This is a genomic window from Rhodocaloribacter litoris, assembly GCF_011682235.2.
Classification (GTDB): domain Bacteria; phylum Bacteroidota; class Rhodothermia; order Rhodothermales; family ISCAR-4553; genus Rhodocaloribacter; species Rhodocaloribacter litoris.
In genome coordinates this window covers 4,393,006-4,408,423 of sequence record NZ_CP076718.1, presented here as the reverse complement: position 1 = coordinate 4,408,423, position 15,418 = coordinate 4,393,006, and the positions used below count along the sequence as shown (strand labels likewise).

General features: G+C 68.0%; 11 protein-coding genes. 7 read left to right on the top strand and 4 right to left on the bottom strand.

Annotated elements, in window-relative coordinates:
* The first annotated feature begins 11 nt into the window (after positions 1 to 11).
* From scpA to GQ464_RS18290, 3 genes are read left to right on the top strand one after another with little or no spacing between them, the layout of a single operon-like run.
* Positions 12 to 2,174 carry a methylmalonyl-CoA mutase gene (scpA, locus tag GQ464_RS18300; RefSeq protein ID WP_228350442.1) on the top strand — a complete coding sequence of 721 codons (2,163 nt, stop codon included), beginning with the start codon at positions 12 to 14 and terminating at the stop codon, positions 2,172 to 2,174.
* 22 nt (positions 2,175 to 2,196) lie between these two features.
* A complete protein-coding gene (meaB, locus tag GQ464_RS18295; protein WP_228350441.1) occupies positions 2,197 to 3,306 on the top strand; it encodes a methylmalonyl Co-A mutase-associated GTPase MeaB in 1,110 nt (369 codons plus the stop codon).
* Positions 3,303 to 4,349, top strand: coding sequence for a phosphotransferase family protein (locus tag GQ464_RS18290; protein ID WP_166977803.1), 1,047 nt, complete (start codon positions 3,303 to 3,305; stop codon positions 4,347 to 4,349). The genes meaB and GQ464_RS18290 overlap by 4 nt, the downstream gene beginning before the upstream one ends.
* A 24-nt stretch (positions 4,350 to 4,373) precedes the next feature.
* Here GQ464_RS18290 and gltX read toward each other — a convergent pair whose 3' ends face one another.
* From gltX to GQ464_RS18275, 3 genes are all read right to left on the bottom strand, one after another.
* A complete protein-coding gene (gene gltX / locus GQ464_RS18285; protein ID WP_166977801.1) occupies positions 4,374 to 5,864 on the bottom strand; it encodes a glutamate--tRNA ligase in 1,491 nt (496 codons plus the stop codon).
* Between the two features lie 107 nt (positions 5,865 to 5,971).
* Positions 5,972 to 6,520, bottom strand: a complete 549-nt coding sequence (locus GQ464_RS18280) for a zf-HC2 domain-containing protein (protein WP_166977799.1) — start codon at positions 6,518 to 6,520, stop codon at positions 5,972 to 5,974.
* A gap of 47 nt (positions 6,521 to 6,567) precedes the next feature.
* The gene (locus GQ464_RS18275; protein ID WP_166977797.1) at positions 6,568 to 7,149 is read right to left on the bottom strand and encodes an RNA polymerase sigma factor; all 582 of its coding nucleotides are present in this window, start codon (positions 7,147 to 7,149) and stop codon (positions 6,568 to 6,570) included.
* A gap of 206 nt (positions 7,150 to 7,355) precedes the next feature.
* Between GQ464_RS18275 and GQ464_RS18270 the strand changes: the two genes are divergently transcribed.
* From GQ464_RS18270 to GQ464_RS18255, 4 genes are all read left to right on the top strand, one after another.
* Positions 7,356 to 9,404, top strand: coding sequence for a peptidylprolyl isomerase (locus tag GQ464_RS18270; RefSeq protein WP_228350440.1), 2,049 nt, complete (start codon positions 7,356 to 7,358; stop codon positions 9,402 to 9,404).
* Between the two features lies 1 nt (position 9,405).
* Entirely contained in the window at positions 9,406 to 10,284 is an 879-nt protein-coding gene (locus GQ464_RS18265; RefSeq protein ID WP_228350439.1) for a peptidyl-prolyl cis-trans isomerase, read from the top strand.
* Positions 10,285 to 10,429: 145 nt separating this feature from the next.
* Complete coding sequence (locus GQ464_RS18260; RefSeq protein ID WP_228350438.1) at positions 10,430 to 11,794, top strand: peptidylprolyl isomerase; 1,365 nt, start codon at positions 10,430 to 10,432, stop codon at positions 11,792 to 11,794.
* A gap of 87 nt (positions 11,795 to 11,881) precedes the next feature.
* Complete coding sequence (locus tag GQ464_RS18255) at positions 11,882 to 12,892, top strand: AAA family ATPase (RefSeq protein WP_166977793.1); 1,011 nt, start codon at positions 11,882 to 11,884, stop codon at positions 12,890 to 12,892.
* Positions 12,893 to 12,912: 20 nt separating this feature from the next.
* On the opposite strand, the gene GQ464_RS18250 is transcribed toward GQ464_RS18255, so the two are convergent.
* Positions 12,913 to 15,279, bottom strand: coding sequence for a glutamine--tRNA ligase/YqeY domain fusion protein (locus tag GQ464_RS18250; RefSeq protein ID WP_166977791.1), 2,367 nt, complete (start codon positions 15,277 to 15,279; stop codon positions 12,913 to 12,915).
* Between the last annotated feature and the right edge of the window lie 139 nt (positions 15,280 to 15,418).

The window sequence follows — 15,418 nt, the reverse complement described above, 5'->3', positions numbered from 1 at the left end:
TAAAGCGCGAAATGCCTCGCCCCGATTTTTCTCGCATCGACTACCGTCCCCGCCGCGGACCGGCCGCGGGCCACGCTCCGGAGCCGGCCGGGATGACCCCCGAGCACATTCCGCTCAAGCCTTTCTTCACCGAAGAGGACCTCGACGGGCTGGAGCACCTCGACTACGCCGCCGGGTTGCCCCCCTTTCTGCGCGGGCCGTATGCGACGATGTACACCGTGCGCCCGTGGACGATCCGGCAGTATGCAGGCTTTTCGACGGCCGAGGAATCGAACGCGTTCTACCGGCGCAACCTGGCGGCCGGGCAACGGGGGCTGTCCGTGGCGTTCGACCTGGCCACCCACCGCGGGTACGACTCCGACCACCCGCGCGTCGTCGGGGACGTGGGCAAGGCCGGCGTGGCCATCGACACGGTCGAGGACATGAAGATCCTGTTCGACCAGATCCCCCTCGACCGGATGTCCGTCTCGATGACGATGAACGGCGCGGTGCTGCCCGTGATGGCCTTCTACATCGTGGCTGCCGAGGAACAGGGCGTCCGGCCCGAGCAACTCACCGGCACCATCCAGAACGACATCCTGAAGGAGTTCATGGTGCGCAACACCTACATCTACCCGCCGGAACCGTCCATGCGCATCGTCGGCGACATCTTTGCCTTCACGGCCCGGCACATGCCGCGCTTCAATGCCATCTCCGTCAGCGGCTATCACATGCAGGAGGCCGGGGCCACGGCCGACCTGGAGCTGGCCTACACCCTGGCCGACGGCCTCGAATACATCCGCACCGGCCTGCGAGCCGGCCTCGCCATCGACGACTTCGCCCCCCGCATCTCCTTCTTCTTCGGCATCGGGATGAACTTCTTCATGGAGATTGCCAAACTGCGGGCGGCGCGGCTGCTCTGGGCGAAGATCGTCCGGGGCTTCGAACCGAAGAACCCGAAGTCGATGGCGCTGCGCACGCACTGCCAGACGTCCGGGTGGAGCCTGGCAGCCCAGGACCCCTTCAACAACGTCGCCCGCACGTGCATCGAGGCGCTCGCGGCCGCCTTCGGGCACACGCAGTCGCTCCACACGAATGCGCTCGACGAGGCACTGGCCCTGCCCACGGACTTCTCCGCCCGGATCGCCCGGAACACCCAGCTCTACCTTCAGGAAGAAACCGACCTGACACGGGCCATCGACCCGTGGGGCGGATCGTACTACGTCGAATACCTGACCGACCGGCTGGCACGGCGGGCGTGGGCGCTCATCGAGGAGGTCGAAGCGCAGGGCGGCATGACGAAGGCCATCGAGGAGGGGCTGCCCAAGCGGCGCATTGAGGAGGCCGCCGCCCGGAAACAGGCGCGGATCGATGCCGGTAAAGACGTCATCGTGGGCGTCAACCGGTACCGGCTCGACCGCGAGGCCCCCATCGAACTCCTGGAGGTCGACAACACGGCCGTGCGCGAGCGGCAGATCGCCCGGATCCGTCAGGTGAAGGCCACCCGCGACGAGGCGGCCGTGCAGGCGGCCCTCGACGCACTGACACGCTGTGCCGAGACGGGTGAGGGCAACCTGCTGGCCCTCTCGATCGAGGCCGCCCGCCACCGCGCCACCCTGGGTGAAATCACCTACGCCATGGAAAAAGTCTTTACCCGCTACGAAGCGGACGTCCGCTCCCTGAGCGGGGTGTACGCGGCCGAGATCGCCGGGGATGCCGGGTTCGAGGCCGCCCGCCGCCTGGCGGACCGCTTCGCCGAGGTCGAGGGACGGCGACCCCGGCTGCTCGTGGCCAAACTCGGCCAGGACGGGCACGACCGCGGCGCCCGGGTCATCGCCACCAGCTTCGCCGACCTGGGCTTCGACGTCGACCTCGGCCCGCTCTTTCAGACACCCGAGGAGGCCGCCCGGCAGGCCGTCGAGAACGACGTCCACATCCTGGGCATCTCCAGCCTGGCCGGCGCGCACAAGACGCTCGTGCCCCGGGTCATCGAGGCGCTGGCGGCCCACGGACGGGAGGACATCCTGGTCGTCGCCGGCGGTGTCATCCCCCCGCAGGACTACGCCTACCTCTACGACGCCGGGGTGGCCGGCATCTTCGGACCCGGCACCGTCATCGCCGACGCCGCCCGGCAGATCCTCGAAGTGTTGCTCCAGCGCACCGGCGCCCCCGCCGGCGGAGACGTCACACGTTGAAGCATCAACCCGCCAAGCCGTCTTGACCAACCCCCACCCTCCCTCTGAGACGAACAAGGCCCTCCGCGTGCAGGAAGGTGTGCCGGAGCCGCCGTCGATCAACCCGGGCCTCCGGGCCGGACGGGGGCGGACGTGGTCCGTCGAGGCGATCTCCGTCGAGGCGATCGTCGAGGGCCTCCGCACCGGCAGCCGGGTGGCACTGGCCCGGGCGATCACGCTCATCGAGAGCACCCGGCCGGAGCACCGGGCGCAGGCCCGGGCCGTCGTCGAGCAGTGCCTGCCCCTGGCGGGACGTTCCCTGCGGATCGGCATCACCGGGGCGCCGGGTGCCGGGAAGAGCACCCTCATCGAAGCCCTGGGGACACGCCTCACCGCCGCCGGTCACCGCCTCGCCGTCCTGGCCATCGACCCGACGAGCGAGCGTTCGAAAGGAAGCATCCTGGGCGACAAGACCCGCATGCCGCGCCTGGCCACGGACGAAAACGCCTTCATCCGCCCCTCTCCCGCCGGCGGCTCGCTCGGCGGCGTCGCCCGCACCACCCGCGAGACGATCCTCCTCTGCGAAGCCGCCGGGTACGACCTGATCTTCATCGAGACGGTCGGCGTCGGGCAGTCGGAAACGACCGTGCACTCGATGGTCGATTTCTTCCTGGTGCTCGTGCTTGCCGGCGCCGGGGACGAACTGCAGGGCCTCAAGCGGGGCCTCATCGAGATGGCCGACGCCGTGGTCGTGACGAAGGCCGACGGGGACAACGTGCGGGCGGCCCGGCTGGCGCAGGGACAGTACCAGAGCGCCCTCCGCCTCTTTCCTCCCCTTCCCTCCGGCTGGAAACCGCCCGTGCTCACCTGCTCGGCCCGCACCGGCGAGGGCCTGGAGGCCCTCTGGCAGACGATCCAGACCTACCGGGAACAAGCCATCGCCAGCGGATACTTCGAGGAGAACCGGCGACGCCAGGCCAGAGAATGGATGCTGCAAACGATCGAGTACCGGCTCCGCGAGCATTTCTTCAACCATCCCGGGGTCAGGGCCGCCCTGGCCGGGCTCGAAGCCGAGGTGCTCGAAGGCCGGACGAGTCCCTTCACGGCGGCGGAGAAGCTGCTGGCGCTCTACACCGCCCGAGAAACACCGTGACGTTGACGGAACAAACCAAAGCCCCTCCTTTCAGCCCGCACGAGATCCGTCGCCTGGCCGGCGCCTGTGTTCCGGGGTTCGAGCCGGCCGGGATGCCGGAATCGCTCGGCGGGGGGCTGCTGAACCACGTCTGGCGCGTTCCCGGCCGCCCGGCACCGGTCATCGCCAAGCACGCCCCGCCGCACCTCGCCTCGGCACCGGCGGTGCCGCTCGACCCCTCGCGCCTCCGGTTCGAGGCCCATGCCCTCACCACCCTGAGTCCCGAAGGGCACCTGGCCGGCCTTGTCTCCGAGGCCGTCCGTCCCCCCCGGCCACTCGGCTTCGTACCCGAACGTGCGCTTCTGTTCATGGAGGACGCGGGCAGCCGCCCCGACCTGCACGCCTGGCTCTACGCCGCCACCCCGGCCGCGACGATCCGCGAAGCCGGTACCCGGCTCGGGGCGTTCATCGCCCGGCTCCATGCCCGCACGCTCGGGGACCCCATGCTGGCCCGAACCTTCGACAACCGGGCCATCCAGACGACGCGCCGTGCGGTACAGTACGCCGCCGTGGCCGACCTCCTCCGCCGGCTCGGCCCGCCCGGCGCCGCACACCTGGCCGAACGTGCCCTGGCCCTCGGCGACGCCCTCCTGCAACCCGGGCGCTGCCTCATCATGGGCGACCTGTGGCCCCGCTCCATCCTCCCCGGCCGGGACGGCACCCTCCGGTTGATCGACTGGGAGTTCGCTCACTTCGGCCGGCCGTTGCAGGACGTGGCCCATCTGGACGCCCACCTCTGGATGCTCGCCCATCGCGCTCCGAACGCCTCCGCCCGCCGGCGGGTCAACACCTTCCGCAAGGCGTTCCTTACCGCCTATCACCGCATGCTCGAAGCGGACGCCCCCGCACTGTTCGACGACGAGGAACGCGACCTGTACGCCGTCCACTTCGCCTGCGAGTTGCTCGTCCGCGCCGCCGGGCCGTTCCAGGCGGGCTACCTGTACGACGGCCTCCCCCCCACCGACCCGGTGGTCCGGGAGGTTTTCCTTGCAATAACGGCTTAAATGCCCGCCCGCATCACGCCAGGTTCAACGCCCGTCGCCCAGCACCGCAACGGCCCGGCGCAGGCGACGCAGGCACGTCTCGCGCCCCAGCACCTCCATCATCTCGAAAAGCCCCGGCCCGAACGTGACGCCGCTCAGGGCCAGCCGGGTCGGGTGAATGATGCGACCGGCCCCGACGCCCCGCGCCTCAGCCAGGGCCCGGAGCGCGGCCTCGGCCGTGGCGGCGTCGAAACGATCCAGGGCTTCGAGCCGGTCCGCGTACGCAGACACGAGGCCGGGGGCGTCGTCCTTCCATCGTTTCCTGACGCCGGCCTCGTCGTACGTCACCGGATCCTCGAAGAAGTACGGGCAGGCGGTCGCCAGTTCGTGCGCGAAGCGGATCCGCTCCTGCATGAGCGCGGCCACCCGCCGGAGATAGGCGTCGTCGGCCGTGTAGCCGGCCCGTTCGACGTGGGGCCTGGCTCGCTCTACGAGCCGGTCGAGCGGCATCCGGCGGAGATACTGCTCGTTGTACCACTGGAGCTTGTCCAGGTTGAACTGAACTCCGGCCGAGCCCACGCGGTCGAGCGAGAATGCTTCGATCAGCTCTTGAAGCGAAAGGATTTCCCGCTCGTCGCCGGGGTTCCACCCGAGGAAGGCGAGGAAGTTGACCAGGGCCTCGGGCTCATAGCCGGCCTCGCGGTACTGCCGAACCGACACCGGGATGCCGGCCTGCTCGGCGTTGCGCTTCGAAAGCTTGCCGCCGTTCGGGCTCAGGATCAGCGGCAGGTGAGCCATCCGGGGCGGTTCCCATCCGAAGGCGCGGTAGAGCAGCAGATGCTTCGGCGTCGAGGGCAGCCACTCCTCCCCCCGGATGACGTGGGTGATCCCCATGAGATGGTCGTCGACGACGTTCGCCAGGTGATAGGTCGGCAGGCCGTCCGACTTGAGGAGCACCTGGTCATCCACCTGGTCGGTTTCGATGGCGACCTCGCCCCGGATCAGGTCGTGGAACCGGATCGTCTCGCCCGGTTCCACCTTCAGGCGCACCACGTGCGGCTCGCCGGTCGCGAGGCGGCGGGCCACCTCCTCCGCCGGCAGCGTGAGACTGTTCGTCATGTGCTGCCGCGTTCGGGCATCGTACTTCGGCGACGGGTCGTCCTCCGTGGCCAGGCGCGTGCGCATCTGCTCCAGTTCCTCCGGCGTGTCGAAGGCCACGTAGGCATGCCCGGCCTCGAGCAGCCGTTGCACGTGTTCCCGGTAGATCGCCTGCCGCTGCGACTGGCGGTAGGGTGCGTGCGGGCCGCCCTGCTCCGGCCCCTCGTCGATCTCCAGCCCCGCCCAGCGGAGCGAGGCCAGGATGTCATCTTCGGCCTCCGGCACGAAGCGGGTACGGTCCGTATCCTCGATGCGGAGAAGGAACGCCCCGCCGTGCCTGCGGGCGAAGAGGTAGTTGTAGAGGGCCGTCCGAAGCCCGCCGATGTGCAGCAGGCCCGTCGGGCTGGGGGCGAAGCGAACGCGAACGGTCTCGGCCATCAACGCGGACAAGGTTGTTCCGGAACAAGGTGAACCGGGCTGATGATACGAAGCACGGCCCCCTTATTCCTCCGTTTCCGGCCTTTTCAAGCAGATTTGAGATGAAATCAGTTCTCACCCCCTGCCGTCTGCGTCGCCTCGATGGTGAGACCGGGGTAGAAGACGTAGACCGCCTCCAGGCGTCGCGGCGGCAGTTCGAAGTCGGCGAACTCGATCCGTTCCTCTTCGCCGTGCACGGGCGGCATCACCACCGTCCGGGGTGGAGCCGGCGCTTCGGGCAGCAGCACCCCGACCAGGAACAGCAGCAGGGCCACGAGCACGGCGGCCCGGAACGAGACGACGGCCCGGCGCTGCCAGAGCGAGCGGCGCTCGGCGCTCCGGTCCACCCGGAGGGCGAAGGCCCGGTGCCGGGCCAGCCGCTCGAAGAAGTCGTCGTCGACCGAGGGCGGCACCGTCAGGTACTCCAGACGGCTCATGCGGCGAAACTTCAGCACGGCATCGAAGCGGCGGCGGCAGGCCTCGCAGGCGGCCAGATGGGCAAAGAGGGCAGGCTGTTGCTCCGACGGCAGCTCGCCGTCGAGGTAGAGGTTCAACGCCTCCTCCGCTGCGCCGCCGCACGGACCCGCACCGTAGGCCGGAAAGGGGGATGTATACATGATCCTGTCGAAAGGAATGGCTCGAAGAAAGACCGGATGCCGGGCGATCAGGCGGCCGGCGGGGTTCGAGGCGACTCGCCCGCTGCCTGATCGAGCACCGGCTCCATGAAATCGGCCAGCTTGCGCCGCGCCTTGAAAAGCCGGGACTTGACGGCGCTGAGGGTGCTGCGCGTCACCGCCGCAATCTCCTCATAACTCAGGTTCTGGTATTCCCGCAGAATGAGCACCTCCCGGTAGTCGGGTTTGAGCCGTTCGAGAAAGCGGTTGACGAGTTCCACCTGCTCGCTTTTTTCCATGTGCGCGGCCGGAACGTCCGGGCTGCGCAGCAGCGGCACCGCATCCGGCTCCAGCGGCACCTGCCGGTGTTTCCGGCGAAGCTGGTTCAGGCACTGGTTCCGGGCAATGGTGAAAAGCCAGGCCTTGAAAGAGCCCGACTTCATCAGCCGGTCCCGGTTTTCGTACACCCGTAGAAAGGTCTCCTGCATCACGTCCTGCGCCAGCGTCCGGTCCAGGAGCATTTTGACACAGAAAGCGTAGACAGGACCCTTGTAACGGTTGTAGAGGGAGACGAAGGCAAACTCGTCGCCCGTCTGAAAGGCCTCGATCAGGGCGTTGTCGTCCACGTGCATGGTGGGAGACCGTCGGCATCTGCGAAAAAGGGTGTCCAGGTTAAGACCGGTTTCGCCCCCGAAAGTTGCCGCGGCGCGCCCGGCCCGGCCCCTGCCTCCGATCCGCATTCTTCATGGAAAAACGCATTGCCTCCTCTGAACGGCACGCCTATGTTGTTTGGGTTAATGAAACACGTCTGCTGATGGCATCCCTTTCTCTACCGACTATGTGGCGGAACCATGCTTTCCCCGGAATCGGGGTACTCCTTCTCCTGTTTCTGACGGGCGCCGGTTGCAGCGCCACACGGCAGCCTGCCACCGACGCACCGCTCGCCCCGAACGTGCTGGCCGTCTACGAGGGCGGCCGCGTCACGGTAGAGGAATTCGAGCGGCAGTACGCCCGCACGGTGGGCGGGCGGGCCCGTGCCGCCGAGGACTCGCTCGACGCCTACCGTGATTTCCTGGAACGATACCTCGACTTCAAACTCAAGGTGCGGGCTGCCGAGGACGCGGGCCTGCGCGAAGACAGTGCCCTCCAGCAGGAGATCGCCACCTACCGGGCACAACTCGCACGCCCCTACCTGCTCGAACAGGAGGTGACCGAGCCGTTGCTCCGGGATCTGTACGAGAAACAGAAGGAAGTCATCGCGGCGAGCCACATCCTGATCCGCGTGCCCCCGGACGCCGCCCCGGAGGACACCCTGGCCGCGTACGAAAAAATCTCGGCGTTGCGGGACTCGGTCCTGATGGGCGTGGACTTCGGCGACCTGGCCTATCGCCATTCCGAGGACCCCTCGGCCCGGGGCGACGGGCTCGGCGCACGGGGATACCTGGATTACTTCTCCGGCGGCCGGATGGTGAAGGCCTTCGAAGATGCGGCATACCGGACGCCGGTAGGGGACGTCTCTCCCGTGTTCCGCTCGGAGTACGGCTACCACCTGGTGTACGTGCACGACCGCAAAGCCCGTCCCCCGGACGTGCGCCTGAGCCACATCATGGTACGGGTGCAGGGCAATACCCCGGCCGACACGGCGGCGGCGCTCGCCCGCGTCGACTCCCTCCGTGCCCTGCTGGAAGCCGGCGCGTCCTTCGCCGACGTGGCCCGTCAACACTCGGATGACGGGGGGACTGCCCGGGCCGGCGGGGATCTGGGCTGGGTCAGCTACGACAGCCGCCTGATCGAGCCCCTGCGTTCGACCGCCTTCGCCCTCGAGAACGTCGGCGACGTCTCGGAACCCGTACTGACCCCGTTCGGCTATCACCTGCTGACCGTCACGGAGCGCCGGGACCTCCCCGCCTACGACGAGGCCCGCCCCGACCTGCAGAAGACGCTGGCCCGCCTGCCCCGGGCCGAACGGGGCAATGAGCAGTTCGCCCGGGCACTTCGCCGCAGCTTCGGCACCCGGATCGACACCACGCGCGTCCTGGCCGCCTTCCCCGACGTAGGCGCCGACTCGACGCACCGGCTGCTGAAAGCCGGACGACTCGCCGACAGCCTGCGGGCCGTCCCCTTCGCCGCAGTCGGCAACACTTCCTACACCCTGGGCGACCTGGTCGCCTTCACGCAGAACAACCCCATCCCCCGCGGAGCCGACCACCGGAGCACCCTCCTCCGGGCCGTGGACCTGTTCCTCAACTACTGCGCCATCGATCTCGAGGTGGACCGGCTGGAAGAGCGTGACCCCGAGTTTGGCGCCACGATGGAGGAGTTCCGCAACGGGCTGCTGCTCTTCCGGCTCATGGAAGACTCGGTCTGGAACGCAGCGGCCCGGGACTCGGCCGCCCTGCAGGCCCATTACGACGCCCACCGGGAAGCCTACTGGTTCCCCGAGCGCAAGCGGATCCTCGGCTTCCATCACCGGTCGGACTCGCTGCTGAAGGCGCTGCGCACGCGCCTGGCCGGCGGTGAAAGTGTCGCAACGGTGTGGGAGGACGTCCGGCACGAGCCCGGGCTGCGCCTAGACACGACCTTCATCGCCGACCGGACCGAATCGGTCTTCGACAGGGCCCTCGACCTGCCGGTCGGCGGCCTGACCGGCGTCCTGCCCTACAACCGCGGGTTCGTGCTGCTCCTCAACGACGGCGTCGAACCGCCGCGGGCCAAGACGTTCGAGGAGGCCCGGGCCGAAGTCCTCAACGACTATCAGAAGGTGCTCGAAGCGGCCCTGCTGCAGCGGCTCCGCGCGCGTTACCGCGCCCGGACGTTCCCGGAACGCCTCGCCGGGGTCTTCGCCCGGGAACGTGCCGCCCCGGCTTCGTCCACCGCCACGCAGTAAGATGATCCTCCGCTCCGTGCTACGCAGCGTACCGGCACCCTGGATCGGGGCCGCGGCGATGCTGGCCGTGCTGGCCGGATGCCGGCCGGAATCCCCCGCCCCCGACTACATCGCTCGCGTGGGCGACCGCTACCTGACCCGCGGCGAACTGGCCGCCGCGCTGGAGACGTTGCCCTTCGTCGCCGACTCGGCCGAGACCAGCCGGCAGATCATCGAGCAATGGATCAGCAACGAGCTTCTCTACCGGGAGGCCCGGCGGCTCAACCTGCGCGACGACCCCGCCGTGCGACGCCTGCTCGAAGACAACGAGCGGTCGGTGCTCATCAGCGCCTACATCAACCGCCTGTACGAAAACGAACTCTCGGAGCCCTCGCCGGCCAGCATACAGGCCTACTTCGAGCAGCACCGCGAGCAGCTTCGCCTCCGCGAACCCTATGTGCGCATCCGCTACCTGGCCCATCCGGACCCCGACTCGGCCGCCCTGGCCCACGAACGGCTCGCGGCAGCCCGGACCGGACCCGACCCGGACTCGGCCTGGGTCCACATTGCCACCCGCTTTGCCGCAGACCCCGAGGGCGTGCTGAGCCTGTCCGGAACCTACCACCCCGAAGCCCGGCTCTTCTCCGCACAACCCCGCCTCCAGGAAGTCCTCCGCACCCTGAACGACGGCCAGCTGGCCCCCCTCATTGCCTTCGGCAACCGGCACCACGTCCTCCAGCTCGTCGAGCGCATCCCCGCCGGCACCGTGCCCGAACCGGCCTGGATCGAAGAAGAACTGAAGCAACGCCTCATGATCGAAGCCCGGAAACAGATGTACGCCCGTCAGGTTCAACGTTTGCGGAACGAGGCCCTGGCTCGGGAAGCCCTGGAGATCCGATGAAACGGCATCCCGCAACCAGGGACCGGGGCCGGGACGCATCCCCGACGTGCGTCCCGTTCCTTTTTCTACGCCGCAATACCCCCCCGCTCCCCCCGTTCCTGCTCTGCGGCCACCGGCACGAATCCAACCCGCGCCTTACCGGATCATGACCCTTTGCTCGAAACATACGGGGCTGCTGCTTGCCCTCCTGCTGATCGTCCTCCTTCCCTACGACGGACGAGCCCAGGAAATGAAGGTGCTGGATGAGATCGTCGCCGTCGTCGGCGAGGAGATCATCCTCCGCTCCGACGTCGACGCCTTCGTCGTCGGCCTGCTCCGGCAACAACAGGACCTCGAATACTCGAAAGACCTCTGGAACCAGGCCCTCAACCAGCTCATCAACGAAAAAGTCCTGACCATCCACGCCAAACGGGACACCACCATCCAGGTGACGGACGATCAGGTGGAGCAGGCGCTGGAACAACGCATCCAGCAGATGACCGCCCAGCTCGGCGGCCCCAACCGGCTCGAAGAGATCTACGGCAAGAGCCTCGTCGAGATCAAGGCCGACCTGCGCGAGGAGTTCCGGGATCAACTGCTGGCCGACCAGTTCCGCAGCCGCAAGCTCCGGCAGATCAAGATCACCCCGAGCGAGGTGAAGGCCTGGTTCAACCGCTTCCCTACCGACTCGCTGCCCACCTTCCCCGAGACGGTCCGCCTGAGCCACATCGTGCGCTTCCCCGCAATCACCGAGGAAGCACGCCGGGAGGCCATGGAAGTCATCACGGCCATCCGCGACTCCATCGTGACCGGCCGCGTCTCCTTCGAGGAATACGCCCGGCTGTTCTCGGACGACCCCGGCTCGGCGCAGAACGGCGGGCGCTACGAGAACATGCGCCTGGGTGAGGTCGTGCCCGAGTTTGCGGCCGTGGCCGCCCGTATCCCCATCGGGGAGATCTCGCAGGTCTTCGAGACCCAGTTCGGCCTGCACATCCTCCGGGTCAACCGCCGCCTCGGCGACGTCATCGACTACAACCACATCCTCATCGCCTTCGACGAGAGCAAGGCTGACCCGAGCGAGGCCATCGCCTATCTCAACGCCGTGCGCGACTCCATCCTGACCCACGGCATGCCGTTCGAGCTCATGGCACGGCGGCACTCCGAAGAGCAATCTTCGGCGCTGCGGGGCGGCCGCGTGATCGACCCCCGCACCGGCGAACGGGACCTTGTCCTCGCCGCCCTCGGACCGCGCTGGCAGGCCACCCTGAGCGGCCTGCAGGAAGGCCAGATCAGCGAACCGGCCGAGGTCGAGTTGCTCAACGGCCGGCGGGCCTACCACATCGTCCGGCTGGAACGGCGCGTCCCCGAACACCGGGTCAACCTCGAGACGGACTACGCACTGATCGAACAATACGCCCTGCGGGAGAAGCAAAACCGGGAACTTGCCGCCTGGCTCGACAAGCTCCGCGAGAGCGTCTACATCGACATCCGGGGCGCGGCGAGCGAATCCCTCGTCGCCCGGCGCAACTGATTCCGCGCCGGCACGAAACATTTCCTTCGCGGGGGGCGATAGACGGATGGGCACGCCTCCGCTTCCCTCCCCCAAGCCTGATCAAGTATGACGCAAGCGCAGCACTCCCCGGCCCCGCCGGTCGACCTCGACGAACTCAAACAAGGCTACCAGCGACTCCGCGATGAGATCGGCAAGGTGATCGTCGGACAGCAGGAGATCATCGACATGGTCTTCGTGAGCCTGATCTGCCGGGGACACGTCCTGCTCGTCGGCGTGCCGGGCCTGGCCAAGACGCTGCTCATCCGCACCCTGGCCGATGCCCTCCATCTCAGCTTCAACCGCATCCAGTTCACCCCCGACCTGATGCCGAGCGACATCACCGGCACGGAGATCATCGAGGAAGACGCCGCCACCGGCCGCCGCCACTTCAAGTTCATGCAGGGCCCGATCTTCGCCAACGTCATCCTGGCCGACGAGATCAACCGCACCCCGCCCAAGACGCAGGCCGCCCTGCTGGAGGCCATGCAGGAACACCGCGTGACGGCCGCCGGGCAAACGTTCGTGCTCGAAGAACCCTTCTTCGTCCTGGCCACCCAGAACCCCATCGAACAGGAAGGCACCTATCCCCTGCCCGAAGCCCAGCTCGACCGCTTCATGCTCAACCTCTGGCTCGACTATCCCACATTCGACCAGGAGGTGGCGGTCGTGCGCAACACCACCAGCGCCCGCCACGTCGAGGTGGAGCCCGTCATGACGAAGGAGGAACTGCTCCTCTTCCAGTCGTTCGTCCGGCAGGTGCCGGTGGCCGACCACGTCATCGAATACGCCGTCTCGCTCGTGGGCAAGACGCGCCCGGGACGGGACGGTACCCCCGACTTCGTGACCAACTACCTGAGCTACGGGGCCGGCCCCCGCGCCTCGCAGTACCTCATCCTGGGCGCCAAGGCCCTGGCCCTGCTCGACGGCCGTCTCACCCCGCTCGTCGAGGACGTCAACCGGATGGCCGTGCCCGTTCTGCGCCACCGCATCGTGACCAACTTCAACGCGGAGGCCGAGGGCATCTCCACCGTGGACCTCATCGAACGCCTCCTGGCGCACATGAAGCATGACGCCTAGGCCACCGGGCCTCCGCCGCGTCACGTCGTCGCCAGGCGGTCCGTGAGCAGATCGCGGGCAAGCTCGGGGTTGGCACGGCCCTGCGTCCGCTGCATCACCTGGCCCACGAAGAAACCCAGCAGCCCCTTCTTCCCTTCCCGGTACTGCACCACCTTCTCCGGAAAGGCGGCCAGCACGGCTTCGACGACCGGCGCCAGGGCCTCGGGATCGGCCACCTGCCGCAGCCCCCTCGTCTCGACGATGGTCTCGGGGTCGCCGCCGTGCGCCATCATCTCCTCGAAAACCTCCTTGGCGATGCGCCCGGTGATGACGCCCCGGTCGACCAGCGCCACCAGCCTGCCGACGGCCTCCGGGCCGAAGGGCAGCGCCTCCAGCGGCGTCTCCTTCCGTGCCCGCTGCACCTCGTGGACGAGCCAGTTGGCGACGGAGACGGGGTTGTCGTGCACCGCCCGCACCTGTTCGAAGTAGGCCGCCAGCGCCGCGTCCACGGCCAGAACAGACGCCTCCTCCCGCCCGAGCCCCAGCCCGGTCAGCCGGTCGAAGCGGCGACGCTGCGCGGGCGTGAGGGTCTCGTATGGATCACGCTCGACCGGCGCCGGGGCCGGGCTTTTCGCCGGCCCGGGACGCGGGCTACGGGACGTCTGCGCCGGCGCCGCTTCCGCCTTCCTGGCAATCCTGGCCCACGAGTCGCGCAGGGACACGATCCGGTTGAAGACGAGGGCACCGGGCTTCGAGTCGACCGGGTCCTGCCAGAAATAGCCCTGGCGTTCGAACTGGTAGCGCGTCTCCGGGGGGTCGTCCGCCACACTCGGCTCGATGCGGGCCTCCGGCAGGACGACGAGGGACGCCGGGTTGAGGTGTGCGATGAAGTCCTCGCGGCCGTCTCCGGATGCCTCCTCCGGATCGGGCACATTGAAGAGCCGGTCGTAGAGGCGCACCTCCATCGGGAGGGCGTGCGTGGCCTCGACCCAGTGGATCGTGCCCTTGACGCGCCGGTTCGCCCGGGCCCCGCCGCTCTTCGTCTCGGGGTCATAGGTGCAGCGCAGCTCCACCACGTTGCCGTCGGCATCTTTGACGACCTCCTCGCACCGGATGATGTAGGCATAGCGGAGGCGCACCTCGCGGCCCGGCGCCAGGCGATGGAAACGGCGCGGCGGGTCTTCCATGAAGTCGTCCTGCTCGATGTAGAGCTCGCGGCCGAAGGGCACCTTCCGGCTTCCCTCCTTCGGCACGTCGTGCGGCCAGTAGGAGGCGTCCAGCCACTCGACCCGGCCCTCGGGATAGTTGGTGAGGACCACCTTGAGCGGGCGCAGCACCCCCATGACGCGCGGGGCGCGGAAGTTGAGGTCGTCCCGGATGGTGTGTTCGAGCAGGCCCACATCGACGCGGCTGTCGACCTTCGTGACGCCGATGCGCTCACAGAAACGCCGGATGGCTTCCGGGGTGATGCCCCGCCGGCGCATGCCCGAGATCGTGGGCATGCGGGGATCGTCCCAGCCCCGGACGTAGCCCCCCTCCACCAGCGCCCGCAACTTGCGCTTGCTCATCACGGTGTAGGTGAGGTTCAACCGGGCAAACTCGTACTGGTGCGGGCGGGGGTCGATGCCCAGGTTGTCCAGAAACCAGTCGTAGAGCTCCCGGTTGTTTTCGAACTCGAGGGTACAGATCGAATGGGTGATGCCTTCGATGGCGTCGGACTGCCCGTGCGCCCAGTCGTACATCGGATAGATACACCACGCGGTACCGCGCCGGTAGTGGCGGGCGTGACGGATGCGGTACATGAGTGGATCCCGCATCTTCATGTTCGGCGAAGCCATGTCGATCCGGGCCCGCAGCACCTTCTCGCCGTCGCGGTACTTGCCGGCCCGCATCTCCGCAAAGAGGCGCAGGTTCTCCTCCACCGGGCGGTTCCGGTACGGGCTTTCCCGCCCGGGCTCGGTGACCGTGCCCCGGTATTCCCGAATCTCCTCCAGGCTCAGATCGTCCACGTACGCCTTGCCCTGCTTGATGAGCTCGACGGCCCAGTCGTAGAGCTGTTCGAAATAGTCCGAGGCATAGAACTCCCGGTCGCCCCAGTCGAAGCCGAGCCAGCGGACGTCCCGCTTGATGGCCTCGACGTATTCGAGGTCCTCCGTCTCCGGGTTGGTGTCGTCGAAGCGGAGGTGACAGACGCCGCCGAACTCTTCGGCCAGGCCGAAGTTGAGGCAGATCGACTTGGCGTGCCCGATGTGCAGGTAGCCGTTCGGCTCGGGCGGAAAGCGGACCACGACCTGCCGGATGCGCCCGCTCCGCAGGTCTTCCTCGACGAGATCGCGGATGAAGTTGCTCCGTGCCGCGTCGTCGCGGTCCGGATGCGTGACAGGGGTGTGGATCGTATCTTCGGCCATGCCTGAAAAGGTTCGTGCCCGTAGTGCGGTAGGGGGCTCTTGAACGCCGGCCCGCCGGAAAAGCTTCGCACCGGGCCGGCCATAGCGGTAGGACGCAAGCCCCACCCGACACGAAATCTTCCGGTTTTCAACCCGAAAC

Coding starts and splice junctions, on each gene's coding strand:
- scpA (WP_228350442.1), top strand. CDS start 12: ATGCCTCGCCCCGATTTTTCTCGCATCGACTACCGTCCCCGCCGCGGA.
- gltX (WP_166977801.1), bottom strand. CDS start 5,864: ATGGCCGAGACCGTTCGCGTTCGCTTCGCCCCCAGCCCGACGGGCCTG.
- GQ464_RS18280 (WP_166977799.1), bottom strand. CDS start 6,520: ATGTATACATCCCCCTTTCCGGCCTACGGTGCGGGTCCGTGCGGCGGC.
- GQ464_RS18275 (WP_166977797.1), bottom strand. CDS start 7,149: ATGCACGTGGACGACAACGCCCTGATCGAGGCCTTTCAGACGGGCGAC.
- GQ464_RS18270 (WP_228350440.1), top strand. CDS start 7,356: ATGTGGCGGAACCATGCTTTCCCCGGAATCGGGGTACTCCTTCTCCTG.
- GQ464_RS18265 (WP_228350439.1), top strand. CDS start 9,406: ATGATCCTCCGCTCCGTGCTACGCAGCGTACCGGCACCCTGGATCGGG.
- GQ464_RS18260 (WP_228350438.1), top strand. CDS start 10,430: ATGACCCTTTGCTCGAAACATACGGGGCTGCTGCTTGCCCTCCTGCTG.
- GQ464_RS18255 (WP_166977793.1), top strand. CDS start 11,882: ATGACGCAAGCGCAGCACTCCCCGGCCCCGCCGGTCGACCTCGACGAA.
- GQ464_RS18250 (WP_166977791.1), bottom strand. CDS start 15,279: ATGGCCGAAGATACGATCCACACCCCTGTCACGCATCCGGACCGCGAC.